The sequence below is a fragment of the Holdemania filiformis genome, assembly GCF_003459085.1.
Taxonomy (GTDB): domain Bacteria; phylum Bacillota_I; class Bacilli_A; order Erysipelotrichales; family Erysipelotrichaceae; genus Holdemania; species Holdemania filiformis.
In genome coordinates this window covers 23,838-42,869 of record NZ_QRUP01000014.1, presented here as the reverse complement: position 1 = coordinate 42,869, position 19,032 = coordinate 23,838, and the positions used below count along the sequence as shown (strand labels likewise).

Genomic DNA, 19,032 nt, shown 5'->3' with positions numbered 1-19,032 from the left:
AAGAAGTGTCTACGGAATTCTTAAATTTTTATGAATTTCTAAGAAAGAAAAACCAAGGAATTTTCTCCCATTTTTAACAAAAAGGCCTCCAAATGTGGGAATTTCATGTGAATTCTGTGAAAATTTCCTTATTCAATTTGCCATCGAAATTATTTCATTATACAATAATCATGGTCGTGAACCGAAGGAGGAAATTATGACTCAAAAACATAAAGCTCTTTCCAGTTCATTAACGATCGTTACCTTGCTTACATGCTTTACCACTGCGGCGATCACTTCTCCGATCCGAGCCGAGGGTGAATCCGAAGCAGACGTCAAGCCAACGATCCGTCTGGAAATTAACGACCTGAATGCCGCTGATAAAATTAAAACAGCGTTATTTCAGGAAGCCGCTGTCAGTGTCCCGGCCGAAGAAACGACATTGATGGCCCCGGCCGCTGATCTGACGAATGCCGAAATTAAAATCGATCAGTTAGACTTGAGCAAAATTGGACAACAGGACGTCATGGTTCATTTGACGCTGAACAACAACGCTGCGCAGAACAGTCTGCTGCAGACAACCTTGTCGCGCGAAGTGACCCTGGACATTCAGGATACAACCGCTCCGGTCATTGAATTAAAGTATCCGCACATCCGTCTTGAATACGAAGAGGAATGGAATCCGCTCGATTGGGTGAAATCTGTTTCTGACAACAGTCTGGAATCATTAGATATCCAGCAGCTGTGGGTTGAAAACTATGTCGACGCTTCTCAAAGCGGCGAATATGAAGTTTACTTCTCGATCGCTGACGCTTCCGGCAACGTGGGTTCCGCCACGCTGGGCGTTCAGGTCAAAGAAAAACCGAAACCGAAGTCCAGCGGCGTGGTCGCGGGCGACGCGATTACATCGATGTTGAATCTGATTAACAACGCCCGGGCTGACGCCGGATTGGATCCGCTGTCCCTGGGAGATGAAAGCGCGCAGGCGGCGATCGGTGTCCGTGCCTCGGAAGCGGCTGGTTATGTTTCCCACAAACGCCCGGATGGTTCCCATTATAAAACGGCGTTTGACGAATACGGAGTTTCTTACAGTCATCCGCTGGAAATTCTGACGTATGCCGGCAGCACCGTTCAGGACAAATTCAACTGGTGGATGAATTCTTCAGGCCATCGTTCGATCATCCTGAGTAGCAGCTCGACAAAAATCGCGATTGGCTACTCCGGCAAGATGTGGGCCGCCATCGCCTATCAGTAATCAGTCTGGAATCCGACGTTCTTCATTGCAGGAGAGCGCCGGTTTTTTTCATTTTGCGTTGAGAACGCGATATAATGAAAGCAGAAAAGGGGCGTGATCGGTATGAAAGTTTTAATGTTGAACGGCAGTCCGCATGCAAAGGGCTGCACCTATACGGCATTGCATGAAATGGAGAAGATCTTCCGCCAAGAAGGGATCAGCTGCGAATTGATTCAGGTGGGACAGGAAGCGGTCCGGGGCTGCATTGCCTGCGGCCAATGCCGGAAATTAGGACGCTGTGTCTTCACCACGGATTCCGTAAATCTGGTTTTGGAAAAATGGGAAAATGCCGATGCGCTGATCCTGGGATCGCCTGTCTATTACGCTTCCGCCAATGGAACGTTTACTGCGTTTCTCGACCGCCTGTTCTATGCCGCAGCGTTTGACAAACGGTACAAGCTGGGAGCCGCCGTCGTCAGCTGCCGGCGCGGCGGCGCGAGCGCCACGTTCGACCAGCTGAATAAATACTTTACGATTTCGTCGATGCCCATCGTCAGTTCCCAATATTGGAACAGCGTGCACGGCAACACGCCGGAAGAAGTCCTGCAGGATCAGGAAGGCTTGCAGACAATGCGGACGCTGGCCCGCAACATGAGCTATCTTCTGAAGTGCCTGGACCTGGGGAAGGCTCAGCTGCCGATGTCGGATAAGGAACCCAAGACCGCGACAAATTTCATCCGCTGACCGACAAAAAAAATCTGGAACCCCAGATTTTTTTATATTTGCTTTTTTCAGACAAGCTCAAGCTTTATCCCTTTATTTCCCGGGCTAAAGCCAAAGCCTGCGCCACCGTTGCGACGCTGTGGGAAGCCGCGGCCTGAATAGTGGGCGCCGCATGATCGATGCAATAGCTTGCCGGGATGACCCTGAACATTGACAAATCGTTTTCATTATCGCCGACTACCGCGATTTCATCCTTGTTCAGGCCCAGCGCCTGCGCCAGTTCCAGAATACCGCTGCCTTTATTGATTCCCACCGGACTTACGTCCAGCATATCTACATCGGAGGCCGCGATCTCAAACCGGCCGTCAAACTGTGCGTGCAAGAGCCGTGAAGCTTCGCTGTGCTGGCCAGGCTCCACAAACAAACTGATTTTTGAGCAGCGCCCTGACCGGTAAGCGAAATCGGCGAATTCCAAACGCCAGTTCTGGCGGATTGCCGGACTGCCGGGCGTTAAGCGCTGCGGATAGGTTTCCTCTCCGCCATAGCCGTAAGCGCCGTTATCGTCGCCGCGGGTGATCAGCGATCCGTTGATCTGATGTTTCTGAATGAATTCAACCAGCTCGGCAAAGTCGGCGAAGTCCATCCAATGCTCGCTGATTTTCTCCCCCTCTTCATCTAAGACAATAAATCCGTTCATGCCGATCGCCGCGACCGGTACTCCCAATAAGCCGCTGATCATCGTCTGGGCGTCTGGGCCCCGCGAGCTGGCAATCGCCACATGCCCGCCTTCTCTGACAAACCCAGTCAGCGCTTCGCGGTTTTCATCGCTAATCCCGGCGGACAGCTCGTTTCCAATTTTCAGCAAGGTTCCATCCAGATCGGTTACCAACAATTTCAGCATTTCCTGTCCCCTCTTACTCTTTCTGTTCCATTATCCTTCTCTTTGATGATCATTGTACCTGAATTTTCCAAAAAGAAAAAGAGGTTTTCCTCTTTCCCTGATTTATGAACGCCGGCGATTCATCCGGCCCAGGGCCGCGATCAAAAACAAGCCCATAAAGAGAACGAACACACCGACGCTGAACAGATCCAATCCCTTCTGAATGATCGGCCAGGTTGTCGCCTTAAAGCTGATATCGTTGACTTCCAGTTCCTTTTCCATCGCCTGCCGGGCAATCTCCGCCCCGTTTTTATTCAGAATGGCATAGGCCTGTACGGTATCCGGATCCTTCTCATTTTCAACGATCACGCTGGCGGTGTACTGACTTTCATCATCGTTGGTCTTCGCCAGAATCTTGAAGTCGTAGCTCATCTTAAACTTGGCCGTCGCCCACAGCTGGCCGCGTTTCTTGATTTCAATTGTCTTTTCTTCAAACGAAGAAGCCGGAATGGTAATCTGCTTGTAATTCGCAAAGCCATAATCAAACAGTGTCCGGGTATCGGTATAGCGAGCGTTCTTGCTGGAGTTTTTCAGTACGACCGCGATCAGATTTACGCCGTCCTTGGAAGCCGTGGTCACGATGGTATACCCGGCATCCTCCGTCCAGCCGATTTTACCGCCGGTGGCATATTCATAGAAGAACTCGCCCTTCTTCAGCATATCGTTGCCGGAAGCGAAATAGCGCACATCTTTCTGTTTGTTCGTCGGCTGCATTTCATATTTAACCGTGCCGAAGACCTCCGCAAATGCGGCGTTCTTCATCGCCATTCGCGTGATCATCGCCATATCATAGGCTGTCGTATAGTGATCCTCATCGGGCAGGCCGTGCGCGTTGGCAAAATGCGTGTTCTTCGCCCCGGCCGCCGCCGCGGCTTCGTTCATCAGCCCGGCAAATTCCTCCTGCGAGCCGCCGATCGCTTCTGCCAGAACGTTGCTCGCGTCGTTCGCGCTCGCCATAACCGCGGCGTAACAGGCGTCTTTCAGTGTTAATTCTTCGCCATAATCCAGCCAGATATGACTGGATTTGCGGTCGATATTATCAATCGCCGTATCGGTCGCCGTCAGCATCTGATCGGGATTGCCCTGGCTTAAGGCAAGATAGACCGTCATGATTTTTGTAATACTGGCGGGATAATGGCGGTCGTCCGCGTTTTTCTCATACAAGACCGCGCCGCTGTCGGCGTCGATCAGAACCGCCGATTCCCCGTCCAGATTTAATTCTTCTTCCGCTTTGATGGATAGGGCCGGCATCATGTTGATCGCCAGCGCCAGCGCCGCCAGTCCTTTAAACCATTTCCTCACGATCCTCCCACCTTCCGTTTCGTTTAAAATAGACTTCTTTATTTTACACCATAACCGCCTCTGTGGCGATACGAAAATAACCGCGAGCGCGGTTATTGGCAGAGCTGTTCAAATAAGCTTTCTGCTTGTGTTCCTTCGTTTTTGAGCACCCGGATAAACAATAACCGGTCGACGCCGGACGTGCCGGTCACAGTCAGCGCCAGATCCGATTCTTTTCCCTGTGGTTTTCCGGATTTCGCATCCGCCTGAATCCGCCCGGCATTCAGAAACCGCTGCACCTTGCGGATCTGCGTCCGCAGGATACTCAAGGTTTGTTCCCCCTCAATCAATAAGTCATTGTCTGTAATCGTCAGAACGGCGGTTTGCGAATTCATTTTTGAGTCGTCCATTACTTCGACGTAGAAGCGGCTGACCTCTCGGCTTGCGTTTTTCATTTTCTCCTCCTTTTTAGCGACGCGATTTTCATTTTCCCATTCAAACGTGTCTTTCCTCTATCTCTATTATTGCAGAAGAAAGACAAAAAGTGAAATTATTTATGGCTTAAACTTAATCCCTTTGATTTTTCCGATACTGTCATTGCCACAAACGTTCTTGAACGAAGCTCCAAATTGAAAAAAGCCGGCTTCTTCGCAGAAGTCAGCTTTCTCATTTAACCTGAGAGTTAGTTTTTCTGACTGCGGCCTAAGATCCGCAGAACATACAGGAAAATATTGATGAAGTCGAGATACAAATCCAATGCGGAATAGATGGAAATCTTATCCAGCATCGCCGGTTCTGATTCGCAGGCGTAGTACATCGCTCTCATCTTCTGCATGTCATAGGCGGTCAAGCCCAGGAAAATTCCGATCATGATATAGTTCATCACCATCGAAATGGCATCCAGATTGATGAACCAGCCGACAATCGTGATCACGATCATCGTGATCAGACCGGCCATCAGAATCGGGCCTAAACCGCTTAAATCTTTCTTCGTGGTCATGCCAATGACGGCCATGCTTCCAAACATCAGCGCGGTAAAGCCGAAAGCGATAAACATCGTGCCGAAGCCATAGGCCAGCGGCAGAATCGAGAACGTAATGCCCGTCAGCGCCGAATAGGCGAGAAACAACAGCTTCGCGGTGGACGGCTGCATTTTAGCCAGCTTGCCGGTCAGAAAAATAACCACGCCCAGCTGCGCGACTAACAACACAAGCGGCGCTAATGAAAATGAATAAATCGTCATCCACAGTCCGCTGAACAGCGTAAGAAAAGCGACAATCGCCGTGACGGCCAACCCGGCAGTCATCCATAAAAACGTATGGGTGAGGTGCTGAGAAAGGCTGACGCCGCCTAAGGACGAAACAACTTCCTGATGATCCATAATAAATCCTCCTTTATTTCATAGTGAGCGAAGACAACGCGGTCTCCGTTCCGTTGTTAATAGAATACCACTCAATGACGCCGCGATCAATATCCAATACCGCGCGGTATTTCGCCGAAGTCCGGTCCAGGCCTTCGTTTTCATCGTCATTCACATACTTCAAATCATTTTCGTCAAAGAACATCAGCTCTTCTGACGCGATCTGCGAAAGCACATTGGAATAATATTCCGCCATGCAGATTTCCTCCACATTGTCCTCGCTTAAGTCTTCCGACGCTAACAGAATATCAATCCAGCTGGAAGTCTCGTCACCATCATTCGTGTATTGATAACGAACAGAAGCAGCCGCATAACTCAGAGAATAGAATTCCATGGTTGTATACTCATAACCATCAGCCCCCGGTCCCACTGTGCCAATAGCCAAACAGTAATCATACGGTTTCGCCAATGGAATTTCTACGGTTCCTAATTTCTTGCCTTCCGCATCCCGAATAACCGCTTCGCCATAGAAGAAATAAGGCGTATCATTGTAAATAACAAATGATGTTTGATCCTCTTCTTCTGAAGCAACAAACCAGCTTAATTGATCTACATCGCCATCCGTTTCCACGATCAATCCTTGCGCGATCTGCTGGAACTGATCGTCGTTAATCGTTGCGATATACGCGTCAACCTGGCGGTCTTTGGACTTTGGCTTCGACGACTGACCCACGATATTCGGCGTCGTTTTCGGTGCCGAAGTGCGGGCTGGAAGCAGATTATAAATCACGGAGAACACGACGACCATCCCGACAACCCCTAAGATCGCCGCAATGGTTTTCTTACCATTCTGACCTTGTTCCTGCCGCAGAATCCGATCCCGGCGAGCCTGACGATCTTCTTCAGCCGGATCATAGGCTTTTTCACCCGCTTGATCTTCGGCCGCTGCCGGTGTATCTATTGGCGGGAACCATTGATCCAGCGCATCCGTAATCCGCTCGAAATCGCCCTTGCGGCTGCAGATAATCTTATACTTTTTCTTCGGTCCGACGAACAACAGAATCATCGGATAGGTGCGGCCCTTCTGATAATAGCTCGTTTCCTCAACATGGTCGATACTGCGGCGATGCAGCGCGAAATTAGAACCATACAGACCGCTGACGATCCAGTTCTTACTCATTGAAATCTCTTTGGTAACGAACTCGAAGTCTTCCTCTTCGTTTAACTCGATCCCCAGATCCTCACACTGACGCTTAACCATTTTGCCAACGCGCAGATACGGTACGCTGCCGATCAGCACGAAGATTAACAGAATAAAGCCGAACATCACGATCATGGTCACAGCCATAAGCAGCGCCTGCTTAACGCCTTCGCCCAACATAATCAGCCCGAAAACTACCGCGACACCGAAGAAGATCGCTGTCAGCAGGGCCAGCGTCCGCGCCATACCCCGGCGGGCCAGTTTCTTGATTTGCTTCATAAAATACCCCCTCAACGGTGGTATTATATCGAAATCTGTCGGTGTTGAGTACTTTTATTTCAGTAATTTCATCTTTCTTTCGTAAAATTTAATGATTCTGTAAAGGATGAAGCCGGATTATCCTGATTTCATTCAATTTTTACCGGATAAGTTAAAAGGATGGAATGTATTCTGTTCGCATTCCATCCTTATTCATGTGAATTAACGACGGTGATCAGTCATAACCCATCACCGTTTCTTTCCTTATTTTATAATCTTCAATCCTTCTTCTCGGACACTTTATTTTCCTCGATCAGCGCCTGAAACACCACCGAAGCGCAGGTCAGCCCGGCGGCGGCCGGCACAAAGATCGTGCTGGCCGGCGGATATTTCTGCTTCAAGGTCTGTCCTTCAGCATTGACCAGCTGATTCTGCGTGCGCGGCAGCTCCCTGGACCAGACAACCGGAATCTTCACGGTGAATCCCCGCTTGCGCACCATCTGGCGAAGGGCCCGGGCAAGCGGATCATTGCAGGTTTTATCCAGCGTCGTGACGGTCAGCTGGGTCGGATCAAAGCGATTTGCCATTCCCAGCGAGCTGATGCACGGCACAGAATGACGCTGCGCTATTTCAATCAGCGCCAGCTTGCTTGACAGCGTGTCGATCGCGTCGATCACGTAGTCGATCTTCTGATCGAACAGGCTCTCGCTCTGTTCGTTAAAGAACGCGTTCACTGCTTGGACTTCACATTCCGGGGCAAAGCTGCGGATGCGCGCGGCCATAACTTCGGTTTTCGACTGGTTCAGGGTCTCCAGCGTGGCGATGATCTGCCGGTTAAGATTGCTGGGGGCGACCGTGTCCGCGTCGACCAGAATCAATTTTCCAATCCCGCTGCGGCCCAGCGCCTCCGCGGCATACCCGCCGACTCCGCCGATGCCGACGATCAGCACGCACGCCTGCTTCAGCCGTTCGATCGCCGCCGGACCGACTAACAATTCCAGTCTTTGTAACGGTGTTTCCACGAGCATTCCTCCTTCAGCCAGTCGTCGATTTCCTCCACTACCTGTTCTTTCTCGCCCGGCTGATCGACCGCCGCCCAGCAGATAGGCGTCTGCCGGGTAAACCAGGTCATCTGACGGCGGGAAAATTGCCGGGTATGCGTTAAAATCTGTTCCCGCGCCTGATCGACCGTTTCCCGCCCTTCAAAATAGCCGCGCCATTCCTTGTAGCCGATCCCCTGCATCGACTGGTCGTCAAAGCTGACGCCCTGTCGCAATAAGCCGCGGATTTCCTCGATCAGCCCGTCGGCGATCATTCCGTCGACGCGCTTTTCAATCCGCTCCACCAGCGCCTGCCGTTGGCAAGTCAAACCGCAAATGAACGTGTCGTAAATCATTCTGTGCTCCTGCCGGCTTTCCAGCTCGCTTTTCGGCGTCTGCGCCAGCTCATGAATCACCAGTGCACGGACGATCCGGCGCTTATTGTGGGGATGAATCTGATCCGCGGTCTGCGGATCGACCTGTTTCAGCCAGGCATACAGCTCAGCTTCATCGCGTTGTTCCAATTCTTCGCTCAAGCTTTGCGCACGCGGGTCTTCAGGTTGAAACTGATAATCATACAATGCCGCTTTGATATACAAACCCGTGCCGCCGACGATCATCGGCAGCTTGCCCCGGGCACTGATCGCTTCAATTGCTGCGCGCGCTTCCCGCTGGAAATCCGCGACGCTTGTTTTTTCTTTCGGATCCCGCGTGTCGATATTATAATGCGGCACACCCTGTTTTTCTGCTTCGGTAATCTTCCCCGAGCCGATATCCAGCCCACGGTAGACCTGAATCGAATCGCCGCTGATGATCTCACCATGAAACCGCTTCGCCAGTTCAATCGAAAACGCCGTCTTGCCGACGGCGGTCGGGCCGACGAGCACCAGTACTTTCTTCATCGCTGAAACTCCTTGATCAGCTGCTTTTCCGTGATGGTGATGAACGTCGGACGGCCATGCGGACAGTGATACGGCTGTTCACAATGAGCCAGCTGTTCGATCACCTCCTGCATTTCGCCTATCGACAATACACGGTTGAACCGGATCGAATGATGACATGCGATCGTTGCCAGCCGGTGCCGCTGCAGATCCTCGGCACGGACTTCGCGGCCGTCTTTCCACAGATCCAGCACGTCCTGTAAGAACGCCTGTTCGTCAATTTCACTCATCCAAGCTGGCAGCTGACGGCAGATCAAACTGTTCTGACCGAAGTTTTCCAAATGGATGTGCATCGGTTCCAGCAATTCGTTCATTTCCTGCAGCCGGGCCGCCACCGACGCGCTGCCTTCCAAAATGATCGGCACAAGCAGCTCCTGCATTAAAGGCTCCTGATCCAGAAAGCGCTGTTGGACTTCTTCAAAATGGACACGTTCCTGCGCGGCATGCTGATCGACAATATAAAGCGCATGTTCGTCCTGAGCGAGAATGTATTTGCCATGCATCTGCGCCAGTACCTGCATCTGCGGAAAGGTTTGTTTTGGCACCGAGCGCAGCGCTTCGGCCGAAGCTTCCGTCTGCTGAACCCGGGGATCCAGCGGTTCCGGCTCCGGCAGCTGATCGGAAAGGCTGTCCGCGGATGAGATCTTTGCGGTTGGCTTCGGCGTTGTTAGCGACGAACCTTCCTGGTTTTCCACCGCTGTTTTTTTAATCAGAGCTTCAGGCTCCGCAGGTAAGACTGAGGATGCTTCTGCTTTTCCAGTGACTTCCGGATCCTGCGGTATTTCCCGGGAAAGCGACGCGGCGATCTGTTCCCGTTCGCGCTGTTCGCTCATCAGGGCCGCCTGTCTGCGCCATTCGTTGGCTTCGACAGAATCCTCACGCACCTGGTTGGCAGGAATAACCGCGGGCGTTTCAAACAACTGCGGCATTTCCACTTTCTCCCGCGGCGTTTCCACGCGCATCACCTCCGGCGCCTGCATGTGCTCGCGCAGGGTGCGGGTCAGCGTATCGCGGATTAAAAATTCCAGCTGTTGCTCCTTGGAAAGCCGGATTTCCCATTTGGATGGATGAACGTTCACATCGCACAGATGGCTGTCCATCTCGATATCCAGCACGACAATCGGATAGCGGTCCTGCGGAATATAGTTCTTATAGGCTTCCAGAATCGCTTTCTGAATCCGGTAGGAGCGGATCATCCGGCGGTTGATGAAGACGGTCATATAATTGCGGCTGGCGCGGGTCTGCGCCGGCAGCGCCATCAAACCACGGACCGTGTAATCGAAGTCCTGTCCTTCTACCTCGATGCACTGACGGGCCAGATCGCGGCCGTAAATGATCGCCATGACTTCCAGCAGACTGCCGTTGCCGGCGCTGCGGAACACTTCCTTGCCGTCATGGACAAGCCGGAACGCGACGTCCGGATAGCTCAGCGCAAACTTCTGGATGACGTCGAGAATCAGCGAGGTTTCATACGGAATCGACTTGAGATGCTTCAGCCGGGCCGGTGTTTTCTGAAACAGGCCGCTGACCGTAATCTGTGTTCCCTGGTTGCAGGGGTAAGGCCGCGCGGATTGGCGCTGACCGTAGCGGATTTCCACACGCGTGGAATCTTCGCCGTTGTTGGTCAAAAGCGTCAGATTGGAAACGGAAGCGATCGAAGGCAGCGCTTCGCCGCGGAAACCCAGTGTGTGAATCGCCCACAGATCTTCCGTCGTCTTGATTTTACTGGTGGCATGCCGTTCAAAGCACAGACATGCGTCTTCCCGATCCATCCCGACGCCGTTGTCAATCACTTCCATCAGCTCGGTGCCGCCCTGGTTGATGTTGACTTCAATCCGGGTCGCTTTCGCGTCCAGCGCGTTTTCGACCAGTTCTTTGATGACGCCCATCGGCCGTTCAACGACCTCCCCGGCGGCGATCATGTTGGTTAAATGCGCGTCCAGCTGCTGTATTTTTGCCATCGTGGATTCACCCTCCTATTCTGTAAAACTGCTTCCGAGCCGATTCCCAGAGGATGCGGTAAATTCAGGGAACCGGTCATTCTTTTCAAATACGCCGGCGGACTGCCGGTTTTTCTTATTTTTTATTGTCCATGCCGCAGAAACTCGTAAAACGCGAAGCCGATCGAGATGATCGTCAGCAAGCCGACAATCATTTCCGACAGATTGTTGGCATACTCCGCCTGCGCCGGATCGACCAGCGCCAGCACCAGGAAATACAGGCACCAGATAAAGCCGAGGATCAGCATCGCAAAAGTGACATAGGTCAGAATCCGCGAACCGGTCTTCCAGCGCCGGCGGCCTTCTTCCAGCTGCTTAGGCGTATAGGTGAAATCCGGATGGTTGCGGCGGCGCAGCGTCTGCCGGATCGCGCTGGCGATCAAGCCGAGAATTAAACCCTGGCTTAACGCCAGGCAAAGCATTCTGAATATTTTCATTGCTTTTCCTCGTTTCTGATTTTACTTTCCACGTTTCTGCTTTAATTCATTAATTTCTGGTAGTGGAAATGAAATGGAAGGCCTGGCGGACTGCCGTTACGCTTTCTGCGCTTCCTTCAACTCCTGCTGCAAGTCCATGATCATCTGTAGCGCCTGAATCGGCGAGAGCTGGTTGGGATCGACCATTTCCAATTTGTCGAGCACGCCCTGTTCCTTGACCGGCGCTTTGACCATTTCGACGATGCCCAGCGACTGCTGGACGACACGTTTTTTCGATTCGTATTCCGCTAACAGATCGCCGGCCCGTTCCAGCACCGCTTCCGGCAGCTGCGCCAGGCGGGCGACGTTGATGCCGTAGGACCGGTCGGCTTTGCCTTTTTTAACACGGTACATAAAGGTGACATGGCCGTTATCCTCATGAACCTCGACATGCACGTTCTTCACCACCGGCAGACTTTCATCCAGACTGGTCAGTTCGTGGTAGTGCGTGGAGAACAGCGTCTTCGCATGGATACAGACGGCGATGTATTCGATCATAGCCTGGGCCAGCGCCATGCCGTCATACGTGGAAGTGCCGCGGCCGATTTCATCAAACAGGATTAAGGAATGCTCCGTAGCCTGGGATAACGCGTTGTTCGCTTCCGTCATTTCCACCATGAAGGTTGACTGTCCCGACAAGATATCGTCGCTGGCGCCGATGCGGGTGAAAATCTTATCGAAAATCGGCATTTCGCATTTCTTCGCCGGCACAAAGCAGCCGATCTGCGCCATCAGGATGATCAGCGCCACCTGCCGCATATAGGTACTTTTACCCCCCATGTTCGGCCCGGTAATGATCAGGATCTGATTTTCTTTATCCATGGCCAGACTGTTGGAAACATAGCGGTTGGTGCTGATCTTTTCCAGGATCGGATGGCGACCTTCCTCAATTTTCAGCTCGTCCTCTGTGAAGAGGGGACGGACGTAGCCGTTATCCGCGCTGATCGAGGACAGGGCGTAATAGACGTCCATATTCGCCAGCATCAAGGCCAGTTTCTGCAGCTTCGGCAGATAGCTGCGGATCTGTTCCAGCAGGTTGGCGAACAGCTCGGTTTCCAAACGAATGGAACGTTCCTCCGCATGCAGGATCGCGTCTTCCTTTTCCTTCAGCTCGGAGGTGATGTAGCGCTCGGCGTTGGTCAGCGTCTGTTTGCGGACATAGCCGTATTCTTCCTTGACCTGCGCCGCCGCACCCTTGGACACTTCGATATAATAGCCGAACACCCGGTTGTAGCCGATTTTCAGCGTCTTAATTCCGGTGCGCTCGCGTTCGTAGTTCTCCTGTTGAAGAATCCAGGTTTTTCCTTCCTTCTGGGCGCTGCGGTATTCGTCCAGCTGTTCGCTGAAGCCTTCCGCAAACATCCCGCCTTCCTTGACGGACACCGGCGGATTCTCAACGAACGCCCCGTCCAGCAGCTCTGTCAGCGACAGGCAGCAGTCGATGTCCCGGTATTCCTGAAAAACCGGCGCGTCCTGAAACAGCGCCAGGATTTCCGGCACCTGGCTCAGCGTTTTCTGCAGACGCTGGCAGTCGATTGCATTGGCGGAACCATAGGCTACTCTGGCGATCAGCCGTTCCATATCATAGATCTGATTCAGCTTATCCTTGAGATCCTCGCGGACAAGATAATTTTTCATTAAATATTCAATCCGGTCCTGGCGGAACAGAATTTTCTTTTTATCCACCAACGGCCGTTCAATCCACTTTTTTAACAGGCGGGAACCCATTGCGCTCTGGCAGCGGTCGAGAAATGACCACAGTGTTTCTGATTTGCTTTGCGTGCGCAGCGGAACGACCAGTTCCAGATTCTGCTGGGTTGAGAAGTCCATATACAGCACGTCATTTTCATTTTCAATTTCGACAGTCTGAAGATGATGCATCATCCGCTTCTGCGTTTCGATCAGGTAATTGAGCATCAGTCCGTAGGCTTCCCGCTGCGCCCCGTCGCTCACTTCCTCGCACAGCGGCAGGTATTCCTCGCCGATCTGGTCTTCGGCACAATAGGAAATCGCCACGGCGGACAGATCGCGGACGCCGCGGATAAACTTCTCGTCGAAGCCTTCCTTCACGACGATCTCGCGGATATTGTTTTTCAGCAGCGTCTGCTGCAAATGGAGAATGTTGCGCGGAATATGCGTTACCGTCGTTTCACCGGTCGACATTTCGCAGATCGACAGGGCGAATCCGTACTGATAGTCCACGACGGCCGCCAGGTAAATGCTGGAGCGTTCATCAAACAGTTCGTCGATCACCGTGCCGGGCGTCACGACCTTGATCACATCGCGTTTGACCAGGCCCTTGGCTAAGGCTGGATCTTCCATCTGTTCAACAATCGCCACCTTGTAGCCTTTCTGAACCAGACGCTGTATATAGCCCGTTACCGCGTGAAACGGCACGCCGCACATCGGCACGCGGTCTTTCACTCCGGCGTTTCTGCCGGTCAGCACCAGGTCCAGCTCACAGGACGCGATCTTGGCGTCCTCAAAAAACATTTCATAAAAGTCGCCCAGACGATAAAAAACCAGGGCGTCCTGATAATTCTTTTTTACCTCGAGATACTGCTGCATCATCGGCGTATATTGTTCCATACTTTCACCTCTAAAAAAACTGTTCTTATTATACCATCATTTTTTCTGCAGGTCAGGGGAGTTTTGGGTTTATAATAAGGAAAATGGAGGTGCGGTTATGAGAATTTGTACGATTTTAGGCAAGGGCTACGAGGAGATCGAAGCGATCGGCACGCTGGCGTTATTGAAGCGCAGCGGACTGGAAGCGGATCTGTATGGCATCAGCGGAGAAAAGACGACGGGCAAGCATGATCTGCCGATCTGCAGCCTGCTTCCATTATCCGGCTTAAACCCTGAAAATTATGATTGCCTGCTGCTGCCGGGCGGGCCGCATTACGCTTTATTGGAAAGCAGCGAGGACGTAAAACAGATCATCCTGAAGTTTAAAGCGCTGGATAAGCCGATTGCGGCGATCTGCGCGGCGCCGACGATACTGGGACATCTGGGCTTATTGAAAGGGAAGCGGTACACCTGCTTCACAAGCATGAACGAAGATTTCGGCGGTACGTACGTCGATCAATACACCGTCACCGACGGCAACCTGATCACCGGACGCAGCGCGGCGGCCACCATTGATTTCGCGTTTGCGATCATTGAGAAGCTGCAGGGAACCGAACAGAAAGAATTCATTCAGAGACAGATTTATTATTGATCAGGGAGACCGCAGGCGCTGGACTTTCATCGAAAACGTGGATTTCGATGTGAGTCCTTGTCGGATCTTAAAAGACACCCGGGATTGGAAACTGCCCGGGTGTCTTTGTGTGTTAAGTCATCAGCGGAGCGTTTGACAGGGCCTGGCAGCGATCTCCCTTCTCTCCAAACTCATTTCCTTGTTGAGAAACAGGCTCCTGATCACTGCCCCGCTAAGATGGCTTAAAACGCCGCTGTGAATTTCGATCTGTTTTTACTTTGTGAACTACAGTCTGATGCCAGGATCCGCTATTCTATAGACGACACTGATTTATGCCCATTCTGATACAATTTCGACATGCTTGCCGCTGAACGCGACGCCAAAGTGCAGCACCTTTTTCACGCCGGCTTCCCGCAGCTGCACATCATACTGCCTTTGTTGAATTTGAAGAACCGCGTCGGAAGCGAGCTTTTTCAGTTCGTCTTTCGTTCCGTTTTTAACCGCCTTCAGCTCGATCAGAATGCCAGGCAGCTTCTCTTGTTTCGGAAGCAGACATAAGTCATACCGACCAGATCCAGATTCCCGATTCGACAATACCTGATAGCGATTATCCAGGGTTGCAAGCAAGCCTAACATCAAGCCGTGATAAAAGCTCTCTTTCGCGGTATCATAAAAGCTGACTGAGGTTTCTAACAACTTCTCCAGCCGATCCCGAAGCCGCTCAGCATCCCCTGTAAACAAAGCCTCCTGAATAGCAATCGCCGCAGACTGAGGAATCATTCCGGCATATTGATTTAAAATCTCGCTTTGATAAACAAACTTAATTTCCCGATTGGGCAGCGCGACCTGACACAAATTACCTAATCCGAATGCCTTGTCAGAACCCGTTATTTTTAAATAGCCGCAGACTAGCAGAAAGCTGTAAATTGACGAAGGATTATCCTTGATCTGCGGATAGATCACACTGGAATCGACATAGGTTAAAATGGACTTTCCCTGCAGCAGATCCGCCAGCTGATCGACTACTTCCGAACTGGCGCCGGCCAGAATTTCGCCGATAACCTCATTCCCGCTTGTGGACACCCAATAAGCTTTTGCCTCACAGGCATTGTGAAAATAGTTAATCACCGACCAGGGATTAAAGATTTCCGTAATTCCAAAACGATAGCCATCATACCATTCGCAAATTTCTTGAATTTTATCTTCCCTGTGATAATAACGCGCCATCATTTCTACTTCCTGACGCGTAAATCCAAAATATTCACTATACTTTTTATCCAGCACGGAATTCACCACCAGATTATTCAAACCGCTGAAAATACTTTCCTTCGCTACCCGCAGAATCCCCGTCAGAAAACCATACGCAAGATTGCGGTTATCCTTAAGTCCGCTGGAAAAGAAATTCCGCATAAACGACACAACTGATTCATAAAACCCGAGAAGATAGCCTTGTTGGATTGGAGTATCATATTCGTCAATGATAATCACCGCCGCTTCGCCATAATGCTTATACAGCATAGAAGAAAGCACCTTCAGCGCTGAAATATAATCCGTTTCCCGTGCCTGACGAGAAACGATTTGTTGATAAAGAGCCTTATCATAATCGCTGCAGCGTTCACTGTTCAGCAAGTCGCTGTGACGCTGAAATTCTTCGCTGATCAACGTGATCAGATGTTCATAGGTTTCTTCCCAGGTATTCCGCTTAACATCTTTGAAGGTCATAAAGATTACGGGATATTTTCCCTGAACCTCGCGATATTTATTCCCGCATTTCCAGATTTTCATATTTTTAAAGTAAACAGAAGTATCTTCCTCTGTCTTTTCAAAGAAGGTTCTGAGCATATCCATATTCAGCGTTTTCCCAAAACGCCGGGGCCGGGTGAACAGCGATACCATCGGACGTTCATCAATGAAATCTTTGATCATCATCGTTTTATCCACATAGTAATATTGGGAAGAAGCCAAACGATAATCTGAGATTCCCACTGGCAGCGGCAACCTCTCCGCTTGTTTTGATTTTCGGTAAGCTCCCGTTTTTACACGATGATCCAGCGGTCTTTCCGCATCCGCAGGAATTACCCAGACTCCGTTTTCCTTCCGGGCATTTTCTATTTTACCTTCCTTACAGAGCGCCGTTACAGCTCGGGGTGTTACATTCCAAAGCGCTGCGGCTTCTCTGACATACAGATATTCTTTCACATCGATCCCTCCTTTGCTTATCAGCTTTATTATACTCTTTTCTCAGAAAATTATCATTTTAAAAAGAATATTATCAATAAAATTGATATTTTTCTTTTTGTTTAAGCAATATTCTTTTAGTCTTCTTTTTCATTTCAGTTTGAATAGAAGAATTAAGTTTTGCTTCAGGTATTTTTATGCTCTGAAATCAACGAACCAAACTGCGAAGCGACAGCTGATGTTCGACCCAGTTCGCATAAAAATCCGCTTCATGGCATACCAACAGGATTGCGCCCGAATACCGCTGTAAGGCTTCCTTCAGTGCCTTCTTGACCCATTCATCCAGATGCTGGGTTGGTTCATCCAAAATCAACAAATTACTTTCCTGCTGCAGCGCCAGACACAGCTTAACCCGCGCCTGTTCTCCACCGCTCAACGTGTCTAACGGCCGGGTAGCCAGCTCATGCGAAATCCGGCATTGTGCCAGAAGAAAACGCAGCTCCTGCAAAGTTTTGCGGGGATAACAGTCAGAAAACAAGGCCAATGCGCTCTGTTTAGGATCCGGCCAGCTCAGCGTCTGCGAAAAATAAGTGATCCGCAGTGTTTCAAAACGGCACACACTGCCCTGCAGCGGCGGCAATTCCCCGATCAGAGTCTTCAACAGCGTCGTTTTCCCGATACCGTTAAATCCCGTCACCACCCATTTCTCACCTGCTTGAATCTTCAGATCCAGCTCAGGCAGCAGCGGTCTTTCATAACCGACGCTCAATTCCGATGTTTCTAACAGAATACCCTGTCCGATCGAAGCGACTGGGAAATCAAAATGCAGCGGCACCGGCGAATCCGGCGGCATCAGACGCTCTAATCGTTCTAATTGCTTACGACGGCCCTGTGCGATACGGGTATTCACCCCGGCAATATTGCGGCGGATATATTCCTCCGTCTTTTTAATTTTCTCCTGCTGGGCTTCATACTGACGGCGGTATTCTTTCTGCCGATGCTCCTTCTGACGCAAAAAAGCGTCATAGCTGCCATAATATTTCGTGATATGTCCCCATTCTACATTCAGAATCGACGCCGCGATCTGTTGAAGAAAATCGAAATCGTGTGTGATCACCAAGAATGCGCCGGTGCGCAGTCTTAACATCTCTGCCAGCCAGACGATATGTTCATGATCGAGATAGTTTGTCGGTTCATCCAGCAGTAAAACGTCAGGATTTTTTAATAACAGCTGCGCCAGAATCACCTTGGCCCGCTGACCGCCGCTTAACTGGCACAAAGGTTTATCAAGTCCGATCTGATCCAATCCCAGTCCGGTAATTGTCTTTTCAATGATGACTTCCACTTCATAGAACCCGGCGGCATTCAGCTGTTCCTGCAGCCGTCCGGCTTTTTTAAGCCAATGTTCGCTGTTTTCCATTTCTACCGCCGCTTTCAGATAGGCTTCGTTCATCTGACTTTCCCATTGCCACAAGGTCTGGTACGCGGTTTTTAAGAACTCCAAAATTGTCATTTCCGCCTGATCTGTCCAGGCTTGTTGATTCAAAGCGCCGATCGTTATTCCCGGCTGCCACCGGATGTCGCCCTGATCCGGACTGATCTGCCCGGTCAGAATTTTCATCAGCGTGCTCTTTCCTGCTCCGTTGGGTCCGACGATTCCGCAATGTTCGCCGTTAAACAACTCGAATTCGGCGCCCTGATATAATATTTTCTCATCAAACTGATGGGTTAAATGTGCTACGTTGCAAATACTCATATTCTTATTCCTGCTTTCTATTGAAATTTCAGTTTCCCTGTTCTTATGCTTAGCTGAGATAACTGATTCGTATTTTTTACTTCATTGATTGGGCTTTCCATTTCTTCTGGGTGATCTTTTCTGGCTGGAAGCGATCGATTTTAGTCCTGATCTGTATTCTGAATCTTGTCTTTCTCCTCGAAACAAACCTTTTTCCCATAATAAAAACAGAGACTTTCCGGAGTTTCTCTCCCAGGCCTCTGTCTTCAAAAATAACAAAGGCCACAGACAAAGCATCTGTGACCTGAATCCGTAAATCGCTTCCTCTGCCTACGATGAAAACAAGAAATTCGCCATGAATTTCTCAATCCGCGTATGACAGATGAAGATGATGGAAAATTAAATAATTCCCCGGTCCGGCTCCGCACAATGCTTCATCAACTTGATTTGTACGGAGCTGTTTCGTCTTTGAAGAACGATTCTTTGT

General features: G+C 50.6%; 15 protein-coding genes. 3 read left to right on the top strand and 12 right to left on the bottom strand.

Annotated features, from left to right (window positions below; translation table 11 throughout):
- The first annotated feature begins 196 nt into the window (after nt 1-196).
- Both DWY25_RS11490 and DWY25_RS11485 read left to right on the top strand, forming a co-directional pair.
- On the top strand, nt 197-1,234 hold the full coding sequence (locus DWY25_RS11490) for a CAP domain-containing protein (protein ID WP_117895358.1): 1,038 nt from the start codon (nt 197-199) through the stop codon (nt 1,232-1,234).
- A gap of 102 nt (nt 1,235-1,336) precedes the next feature.
- The gene (locus DWY25_RS11485; protein WP_117895357.1) at nt 1,337-1,957 is read left to right on the top strand and encodes a flavodoxin family protein; all 621 of its coding nucleotides are present in this window, start codon (nt 1,337-1,339) and stop codon (nt 1,955-1,957) included.
- A gap of 64 nt (nt 1,958-2,021) precedes the next feature.
- Here DWY25_RS11485 and DWY25_RS11480 read toward each other — a convergent pair whose 3' ends face one another.
- From DWY25_RS11480 to mutS, 10 genes are all read right to left on the bottom strand, one after another.
- The gene (locus tag DWY25_RS11480; protein ID WP_117895356.1) at nt 2,022-2,837 is read right to left on the bottom strand and encodes an HAD-IIB family hydrolase; all 816 of its coding nucleotides are present in this window, start codon (nt 2,835-2,837) and stop codon (nt 2,022-2,024) included.
- A gap of 102 nt (nt 2,838-2,939) precedes the next feature.
- Complete coding sequence (locus DWY25_RS11475) at nt 2,940-4,178, bottom strand: D-alanyl-D-alanine carboxypeptidase family protein (RefSeq protein WP_117895355.1); 1,239 nt, start codon at nt 4,176-4,178, stop codon at nt 2,940-2,942.
- Between the two features lie 92 nt (nt 4,179-4,270).
- The gene (locus DWY25_RS11470) at nt 4,271-4,612 is read right to left on the bottom strand and encodes a hypothetical protein (protein WP_117895354.1); all 342 of its coding nucleotides are present in this window, start codon (nt 4,610-4,612) and stop codon (nt 4,271-4,273) included.
- A 227-nt stretch (nt 4,613-4,839) separates the two neighbouring features.
- The gene (locus tag DWY25_RS11465; protein ID WP_117895353.1) at nt 4,840-5,538 is read right to left on the bottom strand and encodes a Bax inhibitor-1/YccA family protein; all 699 of its coding nucleotides are present in this window, start codon (nt 5,536-5,538) and stop codon (nt 4,840-4,842) included.
- Between the two features lie 13 nt (nt 5,539-5,551).
- Nucleotides 5,552-6,997, bottom strand: a complete 1,446-nt coding sequence (locus tag DWY25_RS11460; RefSeq protein WP_117895352.1) for an ABC transporter permease — start codon at nt 6,995-6,997, stop codon at nt 5,552-5,554.
- A 257-nt stretch (nt 6,998-7,254) separates the two neighbouring features.
- A complete protein-coding gene (locus tag DWY25_RS11455; protein WP_117895351.1) occupies nt 7,255-8,004 on the bottom strand; it encodes a tRNA threonylcarbamoyladenosine dehydratase in 750 nt (249 codons plus the stop codon).
- A complete protein-coding gene (miaA, locus tag DWY25_RS11450; RefSeq protein ID WP_117895350.1) occupies nt 7,965-8,918 on the bottom strand; it encodes a tRNA (adenosine(37)-N6)-dimethylallyltransferase MiaA in 954 nt (317 codons plus the stop codon). Before miaA ends, DWY25_RS11455 begins: the two co-directional genes overlap by 40 nt.
- The gene (mutL, locus tag DWY25_RS11445) at nt 8,915-10,918 is read right to left on the bottom strand and encodes a DNA mismatch repair endonuclease MutL (protein WP_117895349.1); all 2,004 of its coding nucleotides are present in this window, start codon (nt 10,916-10,918) and stop codon (nt 8,915-8,917) included. The genes miaA and mutL overlap by 4 nt, the downstream gene beginning before the upstream one ends.
- 122 nt (nt 10,919-11,040) lie before the next feature.
- Nucleotides 11,041-11,394, bottom strand: coding sequence for a transporter (locus DWY25_RS11440; RefSeq protein WP_117895348.1), 354 nt, complete (start codon nt 11,392-11,394; stop codon nt 11,041-11,043).
- A 96-nt stretch (nt 11,395-11,490) separates the two neighbouring features.
- A complete protein-coding gene (gene mutS, locus DWY25_RS11435) occupies nt 11,491-14,022 on the bottom strand; it encodes a DNA mismatch repair protein MutS (RefSeq protein ID WP_117895347.1) in 2,532 nt (843 codons plus the stop codon).
- Nucleotides 14,023-14,119: 97 nt separating this feature from the next.
- Here mutS and DWY25_RS11430 point away from each other — a divergent pair, with 97 nt between their 5' ends.
- Nucleotides 14,120-14,653: a DJ-1/PfpI family protein gene (locus tag DWY25_RS11430; protein WP_117895346.1), complete on the top strand. Its 534-nt coding sequence runs from the start codon at nt 14,120-14,122 to the stop codon at nt 14,651-14,653.
- Between the two features lie 309 nt (nt 14,654-14,962).
- On the opposite strand, the gene DWY25_RS11425 is transcribed toward DWY25_RS11430, so the two are convergent.
- The gene (locus DWY25_RS11425) at nt 14,963-16,831 is read right to left on the bottom strand and encodes an AAA family ATPase (protein WP_117895345.1); all 1,869 of its coding nucleotides are present in this window, start codon (nt 16,829-16,831) and stop codon (nt 14,963-14,965) included.
- Between the two features lie 187 nt (nt 16,832-17,018).
- Nucleotides 17,019-18,566, bottom strand: coding sequence for an ABC-F family ATP-binding cassette domain-containing protein (locus DWY25_RS11420; protein WP_117895344.1), 1,548 nt, complete (start codon nt 18,564-18,566; stop codon nt 17,019-17,021).
- Between the last annotated feature and the right edge of the window lie 466 nt (nt 18,567-19,032).